General features: G+C 69.5%; 17 protein-coding genes. 6 read left to right on the forward strand and 11 right to left on the reverse strand.

From position 1 onward, the window contains the following. The first annotated feature begins 75 nt into the window (after positions 1 to 75). The 5 genes from ASC67_RS15440 (at position 76) to rocF (ending at position 5,492) form a co-directional block, all read left to right on the forward strand. Positions 76 to 1,167 carry an ABC transporter ATP-binding protein gene (locus tag ASC67_RS15440; protein ID WP_056323031.1) on the forward strand — a complete coding sequence of 364 codons (1,092 nt, stop codon included), beginning with the start codon at positions 76 to 78 and terminating at the stop codon, positions 1,165 to 1,167. Between the two features lie 156 nt (positions 1,168 to 1,323). Further along, entirely contained in the window at positions 1,324 to 2,766 is a 1,443-nt protein-coding gene (locus ASC67_RS15445) for a S41 family peptidase (RefSeq protein WP_056323036.1), read from the forward strand. A gap of 97 nt (positions 2,767 to 2,863) precedes the next feature. Beyond that, complete coding sequence (locus ASC67_RS15450; protein ID WP_056323040.1) at positions 2,864 to 3,628, forward strand: HesA/MoeB/ThiF family protein; 765 nt, start codon at positions 2,864 to 2,866, stop codon at positions 3,626 to 3,628. 9 nt (positions 3,629 to 3,637) lie between these two features. Continuing rightward, the gene (locus ASC67_RS15455; RefSeq protein WP_056323043.1) at positions 3,638 to 4,543 is read left to right on the forward strand and encodes an LOG family protein; all 906 of its coding nucleotides are present in this window, start codon (positions 3,638 to 3,640) and stop codon (positions 4,541 to 4,543) included. A gap of 13 nt (positions 4,544 to 4,556) precedes the next feature. Then, on the forward strand, positions 4,557 to 5,492 hold the full coding sequence (gene rocF, locus ASC67_RS15460; RefSeq protein ID WP_056323048.1) for an arginase: 936 nt from the start codon (positions 4,557 to 4,559) through the stop codon (positions 5,490 to 5,492). A gap of 16 nt (positions 5,493 to 5,508) precedes the next feature. Here the strand turns inward: rocF and ASC67_RS15465 are convergent, their stop codons facing one another. From ASC67_RS15465 to ASC67_RS15475, 3 genes are read right to left on the reverse strand one after another with little or no spacing between them, the layout of a single operon-like run. Further along, on the reverse strand, positions 5,509 to 6,021 hold the full coding sequence (locus ASC67_RS15465; RefSeq protein WP_056323212.1) for a thermonuclease family protein: 513 nt from the start codon (positions 6,019 to 6,021) through the stop codon (positions 5,509 to 5,511). Further along, positions 6,018 to 6,413 carry a YkvA family protein gene (locus tag ASC67_RS15470; RefSeq protein WP_056323052.1) on the reverse strand — a complete coding sequence of 132 codons (396 nt, stop codon included), beginning with the start codon at positions 6,411 to 6,413 and terminating at the stop codon, positions 6,018 to 6,020. The genes ASC67_RS15465 and ASC67_RS15470 overlap by 4 nt, the downstream gene beginning before the upstream one ends. Next, a complete protein-coding gene (locus ASC67_RS15475; protein WP_056323056.1) occupies positions 6,410 to 7,282 on the reverse strand; it encodes a DUF429 domain-containing protein in 873 nt (290 codons plus the stop codon). Before ASC67_RS15475 ends, ASC67_RS15470 begins: the two co-directional genes overlap by 4 nt. Before the next feature lie 37 nt (positions 7,283 to 7,319). Between ASC67_RS15475 and ASC67_RS15480 the strand changes: the two genes are divergently transcribed. Next, positions 7,320 to 8,420: a DUF748 domain-containing protein gene (locus tag ASC67_RS15480; RefSeq protein ID WP_056323058.1), complete on the forward strand. Its 1,101-nt coding sequence runs from the start codon at positions 7,320 to 7,322 to the stop codon at positions 8,418 to 8,420. A 32-nt stretch (positions 8,421 to 8,452) separates the two neighbouring features. Here ASC67_RS15480 and ASC67_RS15485 read toward each other — a convergent pair whose 3' ends face one another. The 8 genes from ASC67_RS15485 to nudB form a co-directional block, all read right to left on the reverse strand. Then, entirely contained in the window at positions 8,453 to 9,406 is a 954-nt protein-coding gene (locus ASC67_RS15485; protein ID WP_162245637.1) for a heparin lyase I family protein, read from the reverse strand. A gap of 117 nt (positions 9,407 to 9,523) precedes the next feature. Beyond that, positions 9,524 to 10,417: a hypothetical protein gene (locus tag ASC67_RS15490; RefSeq protein ID WP_056323066.1), complete on the reverse strand. Its 894-nt coding sequence runs from the start codon at positions 10,415 to 10,417 to the stop codon at positions 9,524 to 9,526. 119 nt (positions 10,418 to 10,536) lie between these two features. Continuing rightward, complete coding sequence (locus ASC67_RS15495; protein WP_056323070.1) at positions 10,537 to 12,768, reverse strand: TonB-dependent receptor; 2,232 nt, start codon at positions 12,766 to 12,768, stop codon at positions 10,537 to 10,539. 139 nt (positions 12,769 to 12,907) lie between these two features. Next, positions 12,908 to 13,336 (reverse strand): BLUF domain-containing protein, encoded by a 429-nt coding sequence (locus ASC67_RS15500; RefSeq protein WP_056323072.1) that lies wholly within the window; start codon positions 13,334 to 13,336, stop codon positions 12,908 to 12,910. Between the two features lie 5 nt (positions 13,337 to 13,341). Further along, complete coding sequence (gene folE / locus ASC67_RS15505; protein WP_056323074.1) at positions 13,342 to 14,073, reverse strand: GTP cyclohydrolase I; 732 nt, start codon at positions 14,071 to 14,073, stop codon at positions 13,342 to 13,344. 96 nt (positions 14,074 to 14,169) lie between these two features. Then, positions 14,170 to 15,483 (reverse strand): cardiolipin synthase ClsB, encoded by a 1,314-nt coding sequence (clsB, locus tag ASC67_RS15510; RefSeq protein WP_056323077.1) that lies wholly within the window; start codon positions 15,481 to 15,483, stop codon positions 14,170 to 14,172. A gap of 4 nt (positions 15,484 to 15,487) precedes the next feature. Then, positions 15,488 to 16,300, reverse strand: a complete 813-nt coding sequence (locus ASC67_RS15515; protein ID WP_056323080.1) for an endonuclease/exonuclease/phosphatase family protein — start codon at positions 16,298 to 16,300, stop codon at positions 15,488 to 15,490. Further along, positions 16,297 to 16,779 (reverse strand): dihydroneopterin triphosphate diphosphatase, encoded by a 483-nt coding sequence (gene nudB, locus ASC67_RS15520; RefSeq protein ID WP_056323218.1) that lies wholly within the window; start codon positions 16,777 to 16,779, stop codon positions 16,297 to 16,299. Before nudB ends, ASC67_RS15515 begins: the two co-directional genes overlap by 4 nt. Positions 16,780 to 16,781 lie beyond the last annotated feature (2 nt).

The following is a 16,781-nucleotide window of genomic DNA, read 5'->3' on the forward strand; positions in this document are numbered from 1 at the left end:
AAAAACGCGCGGCGCCAAGACGGGGATGGGAATGCGAACGAATTTCATTTGAAGTCAGCTCGCTATCATAGAGGGATGCTGTTGCGCCTCGCCGACGTCTCCATCCGCTACCCGGCGGCGCACCCGGTCGGCGGTGAACGGCCGGCGGTCGACGGCGTGTCGTTCGGCCTGGCCGAGGGCGAGATCGGCGTGCTGATCGGCCCCTCGGGCTGCGGCAAGACCTCGCTGTTGCGCGCCGTCGCCGGGTTGGAGCCGCTGGCAGGTGGAAGCATCTCGCTGGGTGACGAACTGCTGGGCGATGCCGCCAGCGGCCGCCATCTCGCTCCGGAGCAGCGCCGCATCGGCATGGTGTTCCAGGACTACGCCCTGTTTCCCCACCTGAGCGTCGCGCAGAACGTGGCGTTCGGCCTGCACGGCCTGCCGAGGGCGCAGCGGGAGCAGCGCGTGGCCGAACTGCTCGACCTGGTGGGCCTGGGCAGCGCCGCGAAGCGCGCGCCGCACCAGTTGTCGGGCGGACAGCAGCAGCGCATCGCCCTGGCCCGGGCCCTGGCGCCCGCCCCGCGGCTGCTGCTGCTGGACGAACCCTTTTCCAGCCTCGACGTCGACCTGCGCGAGCGCCTGGCGCAGGAACTGCGTGCGATCCTCAAGCGGACCGGCACGACGGCGCTCTTCGTCACCCACGATCAGCTCGAGGCCTTCGCCCTGGGCGACGTGATCGGCGTGATGCACCGTGGCCGCCTCGACCAGTGGGACAGCGCCTACCAGCTCTACCACCGCCCGGCGACACGCTTCGTGGCCGACTTCATCGGGCACGGCGTGTTCGCGCCGGCCCGCATCGTCGACGGCGCCGACGGCCCGCGCGTGCACACCCCCGTGGGCGATCTGAACGACGTCGAGGAATGCCCCCTGCCCGGCGCCTACCCGGGCGGCGAGTGCGAGGTGCTGCTGCGTGCGGACGACATCGTCCACGACGACAGCTCGCCGGTGAAGGCGCGTATCGAACGCAAGGCCTTCCGTGGCTCCGAGTTCCTGTACACGCTGCAACTGGCCAGCGGCGAACAGGTCCTCGCCCACGTGCCCTCGCATCACGATCACCAGCTCGGCGAGTGGATCGGCATCCGCGCCGAGGTCGACCACGTGGTCACCTTCCCGCGCCAGACGAGCTAAGCGCAGCGTCGCGCCGGCACCGCGTCCCGGTCCGGCAGCGTAGGTAAAAGCCTGCAAAGCCTTCCAAACGACGCAACTTTGGGGCCTGGCGCAGACTCACATTGGGGATGCCAGTCCTATACTGGCCTGCAGCAATCGAAAAGGAACCCGGACGTCATGGGTGCAAAGACAAAAGTGGCTGGTTGGATCGTCGTCGGGGCGGTCGCAGGGGCACTGACCACGATGCAATTGACCGCGACGGCACGCAATCCGTCGGCCGCCTTGCCGCTGGAGGAACTGCAGCAGCTCGCCGCGGTCTTCGGCATGGTGAAGAGCGACTACGTCGAACCGGTCGACGAGAAGAAGCTGATCACCGACGCGATCGGCGGCATGGTCGCCGGCCTCGACCCGCACTCGCAGTACTTCGACAAGAAGACCTTCAAGGAATTCCGCGAGGGCACCAGCGGCCGCTTCGTCGGCGTCGGCATCGAGATCGGCATGGAAGACGGGCTGGTCAAGGTCGTCTCGCCGATCGAGGGCTCGCCGGCCTTCCGGGCTGGCGTGAAGAGCGGCGACCTGATCACCAAGATCGACGACAGCTTCGTCAAGGGCCTGACGATGGACCAGGCCGTCAAGAAGATGCGCGGCGAGCCCAACACCAAGGTCGTGCTCACGGTATTCCGCAAGGCCGAGAGCCGCAGCTTCCCGGTCACCATCACGCGTGAAGAGATCCGCGTGCAGAGCGTGCGCTCGAAGATGGTCGAGCCCGGCTACGCATGGTTGCGTGTGAGCCAGTTCCAGGATCGCACCGTCGAGGACTTCGCGAACAAGCTGACCGACCTGTACAAGCAGGACCCCAACCTCAAGGGCCTCGTGCTCGACCTGCGCAACGACCCGGGCGGCCTGCTCGAGGCGTCGGTGGCGATCTCCGCCGCCTTCCTGCCGAAGGACGTGACGGTGGTGTCCACGAACGGGCAGATCGCCGAGTCGAAGGCCGTTTTCAAGGCCAATCCGGAGTTCTACTCGCGCCGCGGCAGTGATCCGCTGAAGAAGCTGCCCGACGGGCTGAAGAACGTGCCTCTGATCGTGCTGGTGAACGAAGGCTCGGCGTCCGCCAGCGAGATCGTCGCCGGTGCGTTGCAGGACCACAAGCGCGCCACCGTGATGGGCAGCCAGACCTTCGGCAAGGGCTCGGTGCAGACCGTGCGCCAGCTCTCGCCCGACACGGCGCTGAAGATCACCACCGCGCGCTATTACACGCCGAGCGGCCGCTCGATCCAGGCCACCGGCATCGTGCCCGACGTGTGGCTCGACGAGACGGCCGAAGGCAACGTGTTCGCCGCCATCCGCACCCGCGAGGCCGACCTGGAGAAACACATCTCCAGCGGCCAGGGGCCGGAGGTCAAGGATCCGGCGCGCGAGAAGGCCCGCGAGGAAGCGCTGAAAAAGCTGGAAGAGGCGAACGCCAAGGACAAGGACAAGGGACCCAAGCCCCTGCCCGAGTTCGGCAGCGCCGAAGACTTCCCGTTGCAGCAGGCGCTGAACCGCCTGAAGGGCAAGACGGTGCTGGCCTCGAAGACCCAGACCGAGCGCAAGCCCGAGGACACCAAGACCAACTGACGGAGCGCCCCGTTCGGGCTCCCAAGCGAAGAGCCCGCCACGGCGGGCTCTTCGCTTTCCGCAGCCCCTCGGTGGCCTGCGAAGCTATTCTCGCGCCATGAACGACGACCAGCTGCTGCGCTACAGCCGCCACATCCTGCTCGACGAGATCGGCATCGAGGGCCAGCAGCGCCTCCTCGATGCCCATGCGCTGGTCATCGGCGCCGGCGGTCTGGGTTCGCCGGCGCTGCTCTACCTGGGCACGGCCGGGGTCGGGACGATCACCGTGGCCGACCATGACACCGTGGACCTGACCAACCTGCAGCGCCAGATCGCGCACGACATGGCGCGCATCGGCACGCCGAAGGCGCAATCGGCTGCGCGCAGCATCGCCGCCATCAACCCCGAGGTGCGGGTGCGGGCCCTGGCCGAGCGAGCCGATGCCGCGCGGCTCGACGCGCTGGTGCGCGAGGCCGACGTGGTACTCGACTGCAGCGACAACTTCGCGACGCGCCACGCGGTCAACCGTGCCTGCGCCGTGCACCGCAAGCCGCTGGTGGCCGGCGCGGCGATCCGCTTCGACGGCCAGATCTCGGTCTACGACGTGCGCGACGACGCCAGCCCCTGCTACGCCTGCCTGTTCCCCGAGGACAGCGCCTTCGAGGAGGTGCGCTGCTCGACGATGGGCGTGTTCGCGCCGCTGGTCGGCATCATCGGCAGCATGCAGGCCGCCGAGGCGCTGAAGCTGCTGGCCGGCATCGGGCCGACGCTGGCGGGGCGTCTGCAGATGCTCGACGGCCGCGCGATGGAATGGACCGAGATCCGCCTCGCCCGCCGCACCGACTGCCCGGTGTGCGGGCTGCATCGCGGACCTGCGAGGTAAGCTGGGCGCATGGACGACACGACCCACGATCTGCGCGCGCGCAATTTCCCCTCGGCCCAGGAAGACGTGGCCGCGGTCACGCCGGCCTCTCGCTATGCCGGCCCCGAAAGCGCCTACCGCCTGGCCTTCGACGACAAGGAGTTCCTGCTGCGCGAGGAACTGCGCCCGGTGCGCATGCAGCTCGAGCTGCTCAAGCCCGAACTGGTGCAGCGCGAGCACCGCATCGAATCGACCATCGTGATTTTCGGCAGCGCGCGCATCCTGCCGCGCGACGAGGCGCTGCAGCGCGTCGCCGCCGCGCAGGCCCTGGGCGACACCGACGCGCTCAAGCGCGCCGAGATGCAGCTCGCGATGTCGCATCACTACGAGGAAGCGCGGCGCTTCGCCGGCATCGTCACGACGGCCTCGAAGCTGCTCGACGAGCCGATCGCCGTCGTCACCGGCGGCGGCCCCGGCATCATGGAGGCCGGCAACCGCGGCGCCTTCGAGACCAACGGTCCGAGCATCGGCCTCAACATCGTGCTGCCGCACGAGCAGGCGCCCAACGACTACATCACACCGGAGCTGTGCTTCCAGTTCCACTACTTCGCGCTGCGCAAGATGCACTTCCTGATGCGCGCGATCGCACTGGTGTGCTTCCCCGGTGGCTTCGGCACGCTCGACGAGACCTTCGAGGCGCTGACGCTGATGCAGACCGGCAAGATCCGCCGCCGCCCGGTACTGCTGTTCGGGCGCGAGTTCTGGACCAAGCTGATCAATTTCGACCTGCTGGTCGGCACCGGCATGATCAATTCCGAGGACCTGAAGCTGTTCCATTTCGTCGAAAGCGCCGAAGAGGCCTGGGGCGTGATCGAGCGCCACTACGGGCTCGACGCCCTCGACACCCAGACCGGCGCCTTCGCCGAGGACGTCTGAACCCGGAGGGTCCATGAGCGCCGACGTCAGCCGCCTCGCCCCGAAGATCTCGCTGATCGGTGCCCCCACCGACATCGGCGCCGGCGCGCGGGGCGCGTCGATGGGACCGGAGGCGCTGCGCGTCGCCAACCTGCAGAGCACGCTCGAGGCGCATGGCCTGGAGGTCGTCGATCGCGGCAACCTCAACGGCCCCAGCAACCCCTGGCTGCCGCCGACCGAGGGCTACCGCCACCTCGCCGAGGTCGTGGCATGGAACACCGCGGTGCACGAGGCGGTGCATGCGGAGCTCGAGCGGGGCCGGCTGCCCATCCTGCTGGGCGGCGACCATTGCCTCGCGATCGGCAGCATCAGCGCGGTGGCCCGCCACTGCCGCGAGGCCGGCAAGAAGCTGCGCGTGCTGTGGCTCGATGCGCACGCCGACTTCAACACCAACGTGCTGACGCCCACCGGCAACGTGCATGGCATGCCGGTCGCGTGCCTGTGCGGCCGCGGCCCGCAGGCGCTGATCGAGATCGGCGGCCAGGTGCCGGCGATCAACCCGAAGTGGGTGCGCCAGATCGGCATCCGCAGCGTCGACGCCGGCGAGCGGCGGCTGGTGCACGAGGTCGACCTCGAGGTGTTCGACATGCGCTACATCGACGAGATGGGCATGCGCCACACGATGGAGCTGGCGCTCGCGACGCTGGACGCCAACACCCACCTGCACGTGAGCTTCGACGTCGATTTCCTCGACCCGCCCATCGCGCCCGGCGTCGGCACCACCGTCAATGGCGGCCCGACCTATCGCGAGGCGCAGCTGTGCATGGAGATGATCGCCGACACCGGCCGCCTGGCGTCGCTCGACGTGATGGAACTCAACCCGGCCTTCGACGTGCGCAATGCGACCGCGGTGCTCGCGGTGGATCTGGTGGAGTCGCTGTTCGGCAAGAGCACGCTGATGCGCAAGTAGCGGTACCAGCCGGCGCTCAATCGCACGGCCCGTGGCGCCGCCGGAAATCGCGCGGCAGCTCGGGGTCCGGCACGGAGAACAGGCCGCGCCCCGCAGCGCGGGCACGCCGCTCCTGACCGGCATAGGGGCCCGGGTTATCGCCGTAGCGAGCCGACCAAGCGTGGCCCTCGGCGACCAGCCAGGCGCCCACGTCCTGTTCGCCCAGCCACAGTGTCCCGAGGGCACGGCCGTGCATGTCGGTCGCACGCCGTCGCACCGTGACGCGGCGGTCCTGCACGCGCTCCGCCAGGGCGGCGCCGGCTGCGCTACCGTGCGGCTGGCAGCGTTCGGGCGCGTCCAGGCCCACCAGCCGCAGCTTCACGGGCTTGCGGCGACCGTGGCCTTCGGTCACGTCGGGTCGCACCCAGACCGTGTCGCCATCGGTGATGCGGGTGACCACGCCATCGAAGCGTTCTTCCGCTGCCACGGCATGGCCCGACACCACCATGGCGGCCAGCCACGCCATCGCCTGCAGACCCCACCGCTTCATGCAGCGCCCCAGGTGCGCCACGCCCACCACGCCAGCAAGCCGCCGCACAGCAGCCACACCGCGGCGATCAGCAACACGCCCCACAGCATCTTCGGCACGCGCTCGCCACTGGCCTCGGCCTCGCGCAGCCGGGCCTGCCACAGCGCGTCGGGGGTCAGCTTGACGGCCAGTGCGATTCCCAGCGGCAGCAGCACCAGTTCGTCGAGCATGCCCAGCACCGGGATGAAATCAGGGATCAGATCGATCGGGCTCAGCGCGTAGGCGATCACCAGGATGGCGATGAGCTTGGGCGCGCGCGGCGTGTCCGGGTGCTTGAACAGCTTCCACAGCGCCAGCAGGTAGATCGCGAGCCGCGCCCGGTTCGCCCGGCCGAACAGGGCGCCGAGCTTCATGCTGCGCTCCCGACATCGGCGTTCCAGGGCGCGGTGACGATCCAGCCTTCCAGCGGATCGATCGCCGGCGGCAAGCCGTGATTCGACTGCGTCGCGGCCCACGCGGCCTGCAACATGCAGAGCACGGCGTCGAGCCGGTCGCCGCGCGCGTCGGCCACCAGTTCGTCGCGCTGCGCATGGCGCAACTTCAGGCGCAGGCCGAGGCGCGAACGGCCCTGCTCCAGGGCGTCGACCAGGTCCTTGCGGGCGATCAGGCGTTCGGGTGTCTGCTTCGCGCGTTCGTCGCTCTTGTACGAGCGCGCACCGATCAGCTCGCGCGCCAGCAGCCCGGGGTAGGCCTCGAGCGCCACACGCTGCGGATCGCCGGCGTGCAGACCGGCCAGCGTCACGCCTGCATCGACGAGCCGTGGCACGCCTGCATGCAGCATGTAGGCGACGGGCGGATTGACCCACTTCATCGACGGGCTCGACCCGGCCGGCCCATCGGTCGCACGGTGGGCGAACTTGGCCCCGGCAGGCCGGGCCGCGCAGAAGGCCGAGAAGCGCTCGCGGATCTCGCTGCGCGGCAGCGCCGCATAGACGCGCAGCCAGGGCAGCCAGGCCAGTGGCCAGCCCTGCGCGACGACCAGTTCGCGCGGCAGGCCGAACGGCAGATCGAAGCCCCCCAGCCAGGGACCGGGCCGCTGCAGCAAGGCCGAGAACGCCGAAAGATCGGGCAGCAGCTCGATCGCATCGAGACGCAGCAGGGAGCCGTCGGCATGGCCGCGCGCCAGCACGATGGGCTTGCGTCGTGTGGGCGCGCTGCTGAAGTCGACACCCAGCAAGGGCAGGGTTGCGACGGCGGCGACGGAGGATGGGGGGGCTGACATGGACGCTGGGACTCTACCGGCCCGCGACAATCCCGGCATGACGACTGCTGCCGCGCCTCTGCCCCGCCCTGCCCCGCGCCGCCTGGTCCGCGGCCTGGTGATCGGTCTGGCCATCGCGCTGGCGACCTTGGCAGTGATCTGGCAGCTGGCGGCACACCGGCTGCAGCAGCACCTGGTGGCTGCGCTCGGCCCGCGCAGCGAGGTGGGATCGATCGGTCTCACCTGGGGCGGAGTCGAGATCCTCGGTCTGCGCATCGCCGCAGCGCCGGGCAGCGGTTGGCCGTCCGCCGACGAGCTGCGGGCGCCCCGCGTGGTGGTGGCGCCGGACCTGTGGTCCGCGCTGCGCGGCCGCATCGGGGTGCACAGCGTGCGCATCGAGGACGGCTACATCTCGCTGCTGCGCGGCCGCGACGGCCAGCTGCAGGTGCTGCCCGCGCTGCTGGGTCGACGCGAAAAGGCCGGTGCTGAACGCCGCGGCGGCAGCCTGCCCGCGGTGCGGATCGGCGACGTGCAATTGCACGGGACCGAGATCGCGTTCTACGACGCTTCGGTGAGCCGGCCACCGCTGGCGCTGCGGCTGGTGGACATGCAGGCTCGGATCGGGCCGCTCGCGCTGCCGGCGCTGGACACGGCGACGCAGATCGATATCACCGCCGGAGTCCGCGGCGCGCGGGCGGGCCAGGAAGGCCGGCTCGAGTTGCGCGGAAGCGCGACCGGGGCCACCCGTGACGCAGCGCTGAAACTCAGCCTGCGCCGCGTCGATCTGCTCGCGCTGCAGCCCTACATGAACCGGGTGACCGAAGGCGGCGTGAAGCACGGCGCACTCGATCTCGATCTGGCGCTCACCGTGAAACACCAGCAGCTGCATGCGCCGGGGCACATGACGCTGAGTCAGCTGGAGCTCGGCGATGGCAACTTCGCCGGCCTGCCACGCAAGGCCATGCTGGCCTTCATGAGCCGTCACGACCGCATCGAACTCGATTTCACTCTGGAAGGCCGGCTCGACGACCCGGCGTTCTCGCTCAACGAGAACTTCGCGACGCGCGTCGCCTCGGCGCTGGGCAACGTGGTGGGCCTGAGCGTGGAAGGTGTGGTCGAAGGCGTCGGCAGCGTCGTCAAGGGGCTGTTCGGACGCTGACTTGCGTTGGCATCGAAGGGCCCGGCCATCTCTTATCGAGCCAGCACGTAGGCGCGCAGACTGGCCTCGGTGTACTTGGAGCCGGTCGGATCTCTCACGAACACCGGCGCCTTGAACAGCACGCGCGCCGTGGCGGGCTTGGACCAGTTGGCGTGGTCCCACGGATAGAACCCGAATTTCTGCCATGTCGGATGCTTGTCGATCGTCGCGTAGCCCGTCGGACCGGCGTAATCCGCGAACTGGACGCCGTCGCGCCAGGCTCGGAAGTAGCCCCGCCCGCCCTCGTTGGGATCGATGCGCACTTTCGTGACAATCACGGTCCAGGCCTTCGTCGGGATGCCGTGTGATTCGAAACTGCGCGTCTGGTTCGTGGCGCGCGTCGGCGGCACGGTGGTGTTGTACCGAACGAAAAGCACCAGGCCGTTCTTCTCGGCCTGGATCGCCGCCCAGGGATTGACCGTCTGCGGCGTCAGTTGGTGGTACTGGCTGATCACGGCCTGGAAGTCGTACCCGCCGTCGGGCATCAACAGTCCGAAGGCGTGCCAGATGTCGACATACGGCTTGACGACCCCGGGCTGCGTGATCCACCAGCTGACCTCGCAGCGCTTGGCCCCGGCACCTGCCAGGCTGTCGCTCGTCGATGGCGCGAACATCAGCACCTTCTTCGAAGCATCTTGCGGATCCGCCACTTTTCCAAAACGCATGCCCGCGGGCTGCGCAGAACCGGAAAAGCCGCTGGTGTCGTCCAGAGATCCGACGCTGATGTCCTTCGCTCCGGCGCACTCCAGGCCTGCGTTGCCGCCCCGGATCTGCCGGAAAGGCTTGTTCGCGTCGATCTCCGCAAAGATGTCCGACTCGGCGATCGGCACGCTGCGCTCCGCCGCAGGAGCTGCGGGGCGCGCCGTTTCCGCCGCCGAGCTCCATGTCGCCGATCCGGCAAGTACCAGGCACGCAAGAGCCGAAACCACGGAAGTCGAATGATTCATGGGCGTCACGATCGCTTTGGGCTGGCGGACAGAGCTAGGTTGCGTGCCCATTGTCTTGCACGCCACTCGCCGTACTCAAGCCTTGGTGCACCGAACCAACTCTCGCAGATGGTCGCATCAACCCAGCGCAAGGCCGGCGACACCGGCAGCGATGAACGCCGCGCCGACCAGCCGCCAGCCGAGTTCGCCCTCGCCCAGCAAGCGCCCCCCCAGCAGCGCCGCGAACAGCATCGACACCTCGCGGGCCGGCGCCACATGCGACAGCGGTGCGAGCTGCATCGCGTACAGCACCATCACGTAGGCGGCCGGGCTGAACACCGCCACCACCAGCGCGTGGCGCCACTGCGCGCGCCAGGCGGACATCAACGCCGTGCGGTCGCGCAGCAACGGCAGCATGAACGGGATGCGCAGCAGGTTGCCGAAGTAGTCCACCAGGATCGGCGAGACCGCCAGCAGCTTCACCGCCGCGCCGTCGATCAGGGTGTAGGCGGCGATCGTCGCGCCGGTCGCTGCCCCCCAGCCGAGGCCGGCGCGCACGCGCTGCGACGCCATGTCCCCGTCGCCCTGCCGGCCGCTCAGTGCCTTCAGCAGGCGCGGCCCGCCGGCGATCAGCACGATGCCAACCGTCACCGCCAGGACACCGGCCGCACCGAGCGCCGACAGCGACTCGCCGAGCAGCAGCACGGCACCCAGCGCCGACAGCAGCGGCCCGGTACCGCGCGCCACCGGATAGACGACCGTGAGGTCCGACGCCCTGTAGCCGCGCAGCAGGATCGTGAAGTAGGCCAGGTGCATCAGGCCGCTGGCCAGCACCGCTGCCCAGGCCAGCAGGCCCCAGTGCGGCAACTCTTCCCAGGCCACCCACAAACCGACCGGGGCCCACAATACCGCGACCATCAGCGCCGTCAGCAGCACGAAGCGCTGGTCACCGCCTGCGCGCTTGGCAACGAGGTTCCACAGCGCATGCAGCAGCGCGGCGGTCAGGACGAGGGCAAGAGCGGAGGCGGGCAAACGACAGGGGGCTTGCCGGCAGCCGTGAGGTCACAGCAACCACCGGCACGCGCGGAAGTCGGGAAGTGCCCCGACTGTAGCGCCGGCGACGACGGCGCCCGGTCAGCGACGCACGCCGCTCAGAACGCCTGCCGCCACTTCACCGACAGCAGCCAGTTGCGCGGCATGCCGGGCTCGAAGAAGCGGCCGTTGCCGTCGTTGACGATCACGCTGCCGGCGTACTCGCGATCGAACAGGTTGTCCACGCGCACCAGCGCGTCGATGCGGCTGCCTTCGGCCAGCTTCCAGCTCTGGGTGGCACGCAGGGCCCAGGTGGCCCAGGTGCCGGCGAAATCGGTGTTGCGGTCGTTGACGGCCACCTCGTCCTGCGCCCTCAGCTCGGCGGCCAGCTCCATCGCCGCCGTGCCGAAGGGCCGCCATGCCAGCTCGGCGAAGGCGCTGCGCGGGCTGGTGCCGGCGATGCGGTTGCCGGCCGGCACGGTGGCCTGGTTGCCGGGGTTGGCCGCATTGCAGGGCACGGCCGTGCAGGTGACGAAGGCGTCGTCGTAGGTCGCCGATAGCCAGGTCAGCGCCAGCGCGGTGCGCCAGTGCGGGGTGATGCTCCAGCCCGCGCCCAGCTCGGCACCGCGCCGCGTGGTCGAACCGACGTTCTGGAAGGTCGATCGGCCTCCAGCGTTGGTCGCCACGCCGATTTCGTCGTCGGTGCGCGCCTCGAACACCGCGAAGTCCGCAGCCAGGCCGCGTGCATCGTCGCGCCACTTCGCGCCGAGCTCGATCTGCTTGCTGGTCTGCGCCTTCAGCCCATTGTTGAAGCCGCTGCCACCGTCGGGCCGGTAGGCCAGTTCACCGAAGGTCGGCGATTCGAAGCCCTCGCCGGCGCTGACATAGAAGTTCCAGTCCGGCAGGCCGCGCCACTGCACTGCGGCGACGGGGTTGGTGTAGCTGTACTTCAGCGAACCCGAGTCGTCGCCGTTGAGACCGGACACATAGTGATCGTCCGCCTCGAAGCGCACGCGGCCGGTGCGCGCGCCGAGCGTCGCCACCCAGTCCTTGATGAATTCCAGTTCGCCCTGTGCGTAAAGGTCGGTGGTCTTCACGGTGTTCTTCTCGTCGCGGCGCTGGTTGCCCGCGACGCCGAGCGCCGTGGGCGCCAGCGGATCACCGAGGAAGTTCTCGTAGCCGCGACGGTCCTCGGTGCTGCGTTCCAATGCCGCGCCGGCCACGAACTGGGCGCTGCGGTCCCCGTCCAGCGTCCAGCGCCAGACCAGCCGGCCGTCCAGGCCCTGGTAGTCGCGGTCGAAGTCGATCACGCCACCGGGGTGCCGGTCGGTGTTCGGCGGCGGCGTCGGGTTGCGCTGGGTCAGCACGGGGATGGATTGCCACTGGGTGACCGACCGCTGCCCGAAGTAGGCCGTGACGGCACTCTCGTTCAGCGCACCGAGGTCCGCAAAGCGATGCCGCCAGGTGGCGCCGATCTGCTCCTGCTGCGCGACCTTGCGGGTGTTGAACTGGGTGGCGACCGCGGCCGTCTGCCGCGGATCGGCGTCGAACTGCGCACGGTTCAGGCCCAGCGGATCATCGGCGGGCTGGTCGACGTGGTTCACGCTGACGACCACCGTATCGCGCTCGCCGGTCCACCCCAGGCGCAGGTTGGCGAGCGTGCGGCGCGCGCTGCTCTGCGGGCGGAAGCCGTCGTAATCCATGTAGCTCGCGCCGAAGCGCAGGTCGAAGCCGCGGCCCGGCTCGTCGCCGAGCGGCGCCTGCACCGTCACGCGCCCCTGGCGCAGGCCGAAGCGGCCGACGTCCGCGCCGAGCTCGCCGTAGCGCTCCCGCACCGGCTGGCTCACCAGCGCGATGACGCCGCCCGAGCTGTTGCCGTAGAGCGCGCTGAACGGCCCGCGCAGCACCTCGACGCGCTGCGCTCCGGCGAGGTCGAAGTGCGACACCTGCCCCTGGCCGTCGGGCATGGTGGCCGGAATGCCGTCGCTGTACAGGCGCATGCCACGCACGCCGAAGGTCGAACGGGCACCGTAGCCGCGCGAGTTGATCTGCAGGTCCTGCGCGTAGTTGTTGCGGTTCGCCACGGTCAGGCCCGGCACCCGCGCCATCGCTTCCGACAGATTGATCATCGGGCCGGCGTTGCGCAGCACCTCCTCGTCGACGGTGCCCACCGAATAAGGCGTGTCGAAGGCGCGTTGCTCGAAGCCCTTGCCGGTCACGACCACGGGCGCGAGCGTCCCGCTCGCCGCCTGCTGCGCCTGCAGCAAGGGCGCAGCGCCGATCAGGGCACAGGCGGCGACCACCGGCTTCACGCGCCACAGGGAGGGGGCGCGACGCTGAGCTGACGACATGAATACTCCTGAAGATGTCCGGTGGATGCGAAAGCGCGCGGACTCTACCTTCAGGATCACCCCTGCCCAATAGAGAAAATCTGCAAAAGGGATCGGGGATGACGCGGGGCAACAGGACGGCGGCGGCGCGCCGCTCGCGCTAGCCCGCGCGGCCGATGATCGACGCCGTGGCGATCAGTTCCTCGAGCAGGGCCATAGAGACCTTGCCGGACACGCCGAACGGGTCGAGCGTGGGGCGCTCGCTGTACTTCAGCACGATCGACGGGTTGATCTTGGCCAGGTTGACCTGGCCCATCGTCCAGCCCGCGAAGCGGCGCTCGGTCACTTCCTCGAAATGCAGCACCGCGATGTCGCGGTGGCGCGGGTCGCGCACGATCTGGGCATAGAGCCCGTTGACGACGTCGCGGCCGCCTTCGAGCACCTGCATGAAGACATCGCCGCCGTGGCACAGGATGCCGGTGATGCCGAGCGCCGGGTTGTGGGCCCGGCACTGGGCCAGGATGCCGTCGATGACCTCCGGCGTCACCGGCCCGGCGGCGCGGCTCGCGTACAGAAGACGCACCAGCATGGTCGTCAGCCCTTCTTGTTGTTGACCAGCGAAAGGAACTCGCGGCGCAGGTTGGCGTCCTTCAGGAACACGCCGCGCATCACGCTGTTGATCATCTTGGAGTCCAGATCGCGCACGCCGCGCCACTGCATGCAGAAGTGGTCGGCCTCCATCACGATCGCCAGGCCGTCGGGGCTCATCTTGTCCTGCAGCAGGTCGGCCACCTGGGTGACGGCCTCCTCCTGGATCTGCGGCCGGCTCATGATCCACTCGGTGAGCCGCGCGTACTTGGACAGGCCGATCAGGTTGGAGTGCTCGTTGGGCATCACGCCGATCCACACCCGGCCCATGATCGGGCAGAAATGGTGCGAGCAGGCGCTGCGCACGGTGATCGGGCCGATGATCATCAGCTCGTTCAGGTGCTCGACGTTCGGGAACTCGGTGACCGCCGGCTCGCGCACGTAGCGGCCCTTGAACACCTCGTTCACGTACATCTTGGCGACGCGCCGCGCGGTGTCCTGGGTGTTGTGGTCGCTCTCGGTGTCGATCACCAGGCTGTCGAGCACGCCGCGCATCTTGCCGGCCACCTCGTCGAGCAACTGCTCCAGTTCGCCCGGTTCGATGAACTCGGCGATGTTGTCGTTGGCGTGGAAGCGCTCGCGCTGCGCCTTGATGCGTTCGCGGATCTTGACGGAGACCGGCACGCCCTCGTCGTCGGGCACGGCGCGGAGACTGGGCAGGGTGTGGGGAGCGTTCATCGGAGCATCTCGCACGGAGCGAGCAGCGACTGCGGTCTGCTAGCTTAACGTTTGTCGGATCGCCCTGGCGGCCGGCGGTGTTCGCGGCCTCTGCCGTCAGTAGCGCCCGCTTGCACCGGCCGCGCGCAGGTAGAGGCGTGCCACCCAGGAAACGAAGCCCCGGCGCAGCCAGCGCCGCCATCCGGCGACGGGCACCGGAGCCGTGATCTCGCGCGCGACCGCGAAATCGCGGTCCAGTTCGCGCGACAGGCTCGCGGCGAAGCCGCGGTCCTCGACGATCACGTTCGCCTCCAGGTTGACCAGCAGCGACAGCGGGTCGATGTTGGAACTTCCCACCGTGGCCCAGCGCTGATCGACCAGCGCCACCTTCGCGTGCAGGAAGGCCGGGGTGTACTCGAACACCGCCACGCCGTGTGCCAGCAGTTCGTCGTACAACGCCTGTGCCGCCAGTGCGGCAAAGCGGTAGTCGGCCTTCCCTTGCAACAGCAGCCGCACGCGCACGCCGCGCCGCGCCGCGCCCAGCAGCGCACGCCGGAACTCGAAGCCGGGGTAGAAATAGGCCGACACGATGTCGATGCGGTGCTGCGCGCGACGCAGCGCGTCGATGTAGCTGCGCTCGATGCTGCGGCGCTGGCTGAGGTTGTCGCGCACCACGAAGGCCGCCCGCACCGGCTGCAGCGCACCGGCGCCGAAGCCTCCGGGCGAGCCGCGCCGCACGGCGATGCGCAGACGCCGCAGCAGGCGACGCGCCCGCGCCATCGGCTGGCTGCTGCGCGCGATCTCGCGCACCTCGTCGCGCCAGTCGCGGCCGAAGGCGGCTCGGGTCCACATCGCGCGGGCTGTCTGCTCGATCGGCCCGACCACTGCGCCCCGCACGCGCACCGCGTAGTCCAGCCGAGGGGCGTCGCTCCAGCCGTGGTTGAGGTCGTGGCGGTCGTCCAGCACGTTGATGCCGCCGACGAAGCCGACCTGCCCGTCGACGACGCAGAGCTTCTGGTGCAGGCGGCGCAACTGGCCTGGCTGCAGCCAGCTCCACCAGCGCTGCGTCGGGCGGAACACGGCCAGCGCCACGCCTGCGGGCTCGATTTGCTCGCGCAGCGCCGCCAGCGCATGCAGCGAACCGAAGCCGTCGACCACCACGCGAACGCGCACACCACGTCGGGCCGCCGCGACGAGCGCCGTCGACACGGCTTGTGCAGCACTGTCGTCGCCGTAGATGTAGGTGGCGAGCCAGACCTCGTGCAGGGCCTGGCCGATCGCCTCGATCATGGCCGGGAACAGCGCATCGCCGCCACGCAGCAGTTGCACCTCGTTGCCGCCGCTGAACACGGCCCGGGCATGGGCATACCAGGCCAGGGCCTCGGACAGAACGGGATCGTCCGGCGGCGGGGCGCCGGCCGGAGCGGTCATGCTCTCAGGCCTCCAGCGGCTCGAACTCCGCCACCAGCGGCAGATGGTCGGACATGCGGGCCCAGGTGGCGCCGCGCGGCACGAAGGTCGACACGCAACGCCAGCCGCGGGTGTAGACGCGGTCGAGCGCGAACACAGGGGCGAGTGACGGGAAGGTCAGGCTGCGCCGCTGGCCGCTGGCCGCCGGCGCCACGGCGCGGCTGAGCCCGGCCTCGTGCATCGCGCCGTCGAGGCGCTCGCCCCAGTCGTTGAAGTCGCCGGCCACGAGCAGCGGAACGGCGGGATCGAGCTCCTGCTGCACGAAGGCCGCCAGCCGCTGCACCTGCCGCAGGCGGCTCGAGTGGCTGAGGCCGAAGTGCGCGACGATCGTGTCGACCGCCCTCCCCTGCCAGTGGACCTGCACGTGCAGCAGCCCGCGCTGCTCGAAGCGATGATCCGACACGTCGTGGTGGTTCGGCTCCCCGATCGACCAGCGCGACAGCAGCGCATTGCCATGCTCGCCGTGGCGCGTGACGGCGTTGGTGCGGTAAGCAACGTCATAGCCTTCCGGCGCCAGGAACTCCGCCTGCCCCTGCTGCGGCCAGCCGAAGGAGGTGCGGTCGAAGCGTCGTGCGTCGCGCTTGTGAAAGCGCCGCACTTCCTGCAGACAGACCAGGTCGGCGTCCAGCGCTTCGATGGCGAGGCCGAGGTTGTGGATCTCCAGCCGCTTGGCCGGGCCGACGCCGCGCACGCCCTTGTGGATGTTGTAGGTGGCCACGCGCAGCAGCCGCTCGTCGCCCGAAGCCGGCGGGAGCACCGTGGACTGCAGCGGATTCATGCCCCGCCTTGCCACAGCCGCGGCAACTGCAGCAAGGCCTCGGCGTTCGATGGGGAGAAGCAGCGGTCGGCCGCCTCTCGGTACGGCAGCCACTCGTGTCGAAGGTGCTCGCGCGGCGCCAGCCGGATCGCGATGTCGCGCGGCACCGTCAGCCCGAACACGTGCTCGGTGTTGTGGGTCACGCCCGGCGCATAGCGGTGGCGCCACACCGGATAGATCTCGTAGACGTTGGCGAGCTGCCAGTCGCGCAGCGCGGTCCGCGGCACCTCGAGCGACCCGACCTCGATACCGGTCTCCTCGGCCACCTCGCGGATGCAGGTCTCCGGCAGGGGCTCGCCGGCCGTGTCCTTAGATCCGGTGACGCTCTGCCAGAAGCCGGGGTGGTCGGCCCGCTCGATCAGCAGGACCTCGAGCGCCGGCGTGTGGATCACCACCAGCACGGATTCAGGGACCTTGTACGGGCGGGATGGCGTCGTCACGT

The sequence above is a fragment of the Methylibium sp. Root1272 genome (assembly GCF_001425905.1).
In the GTDB taxonomy this organism is placed as follows: domain Bacteria; phylum Pseudomonadota; class Gammaproteobacteria; order Burkholderiales; family Burkholderiaceae_C; genus Methylibium.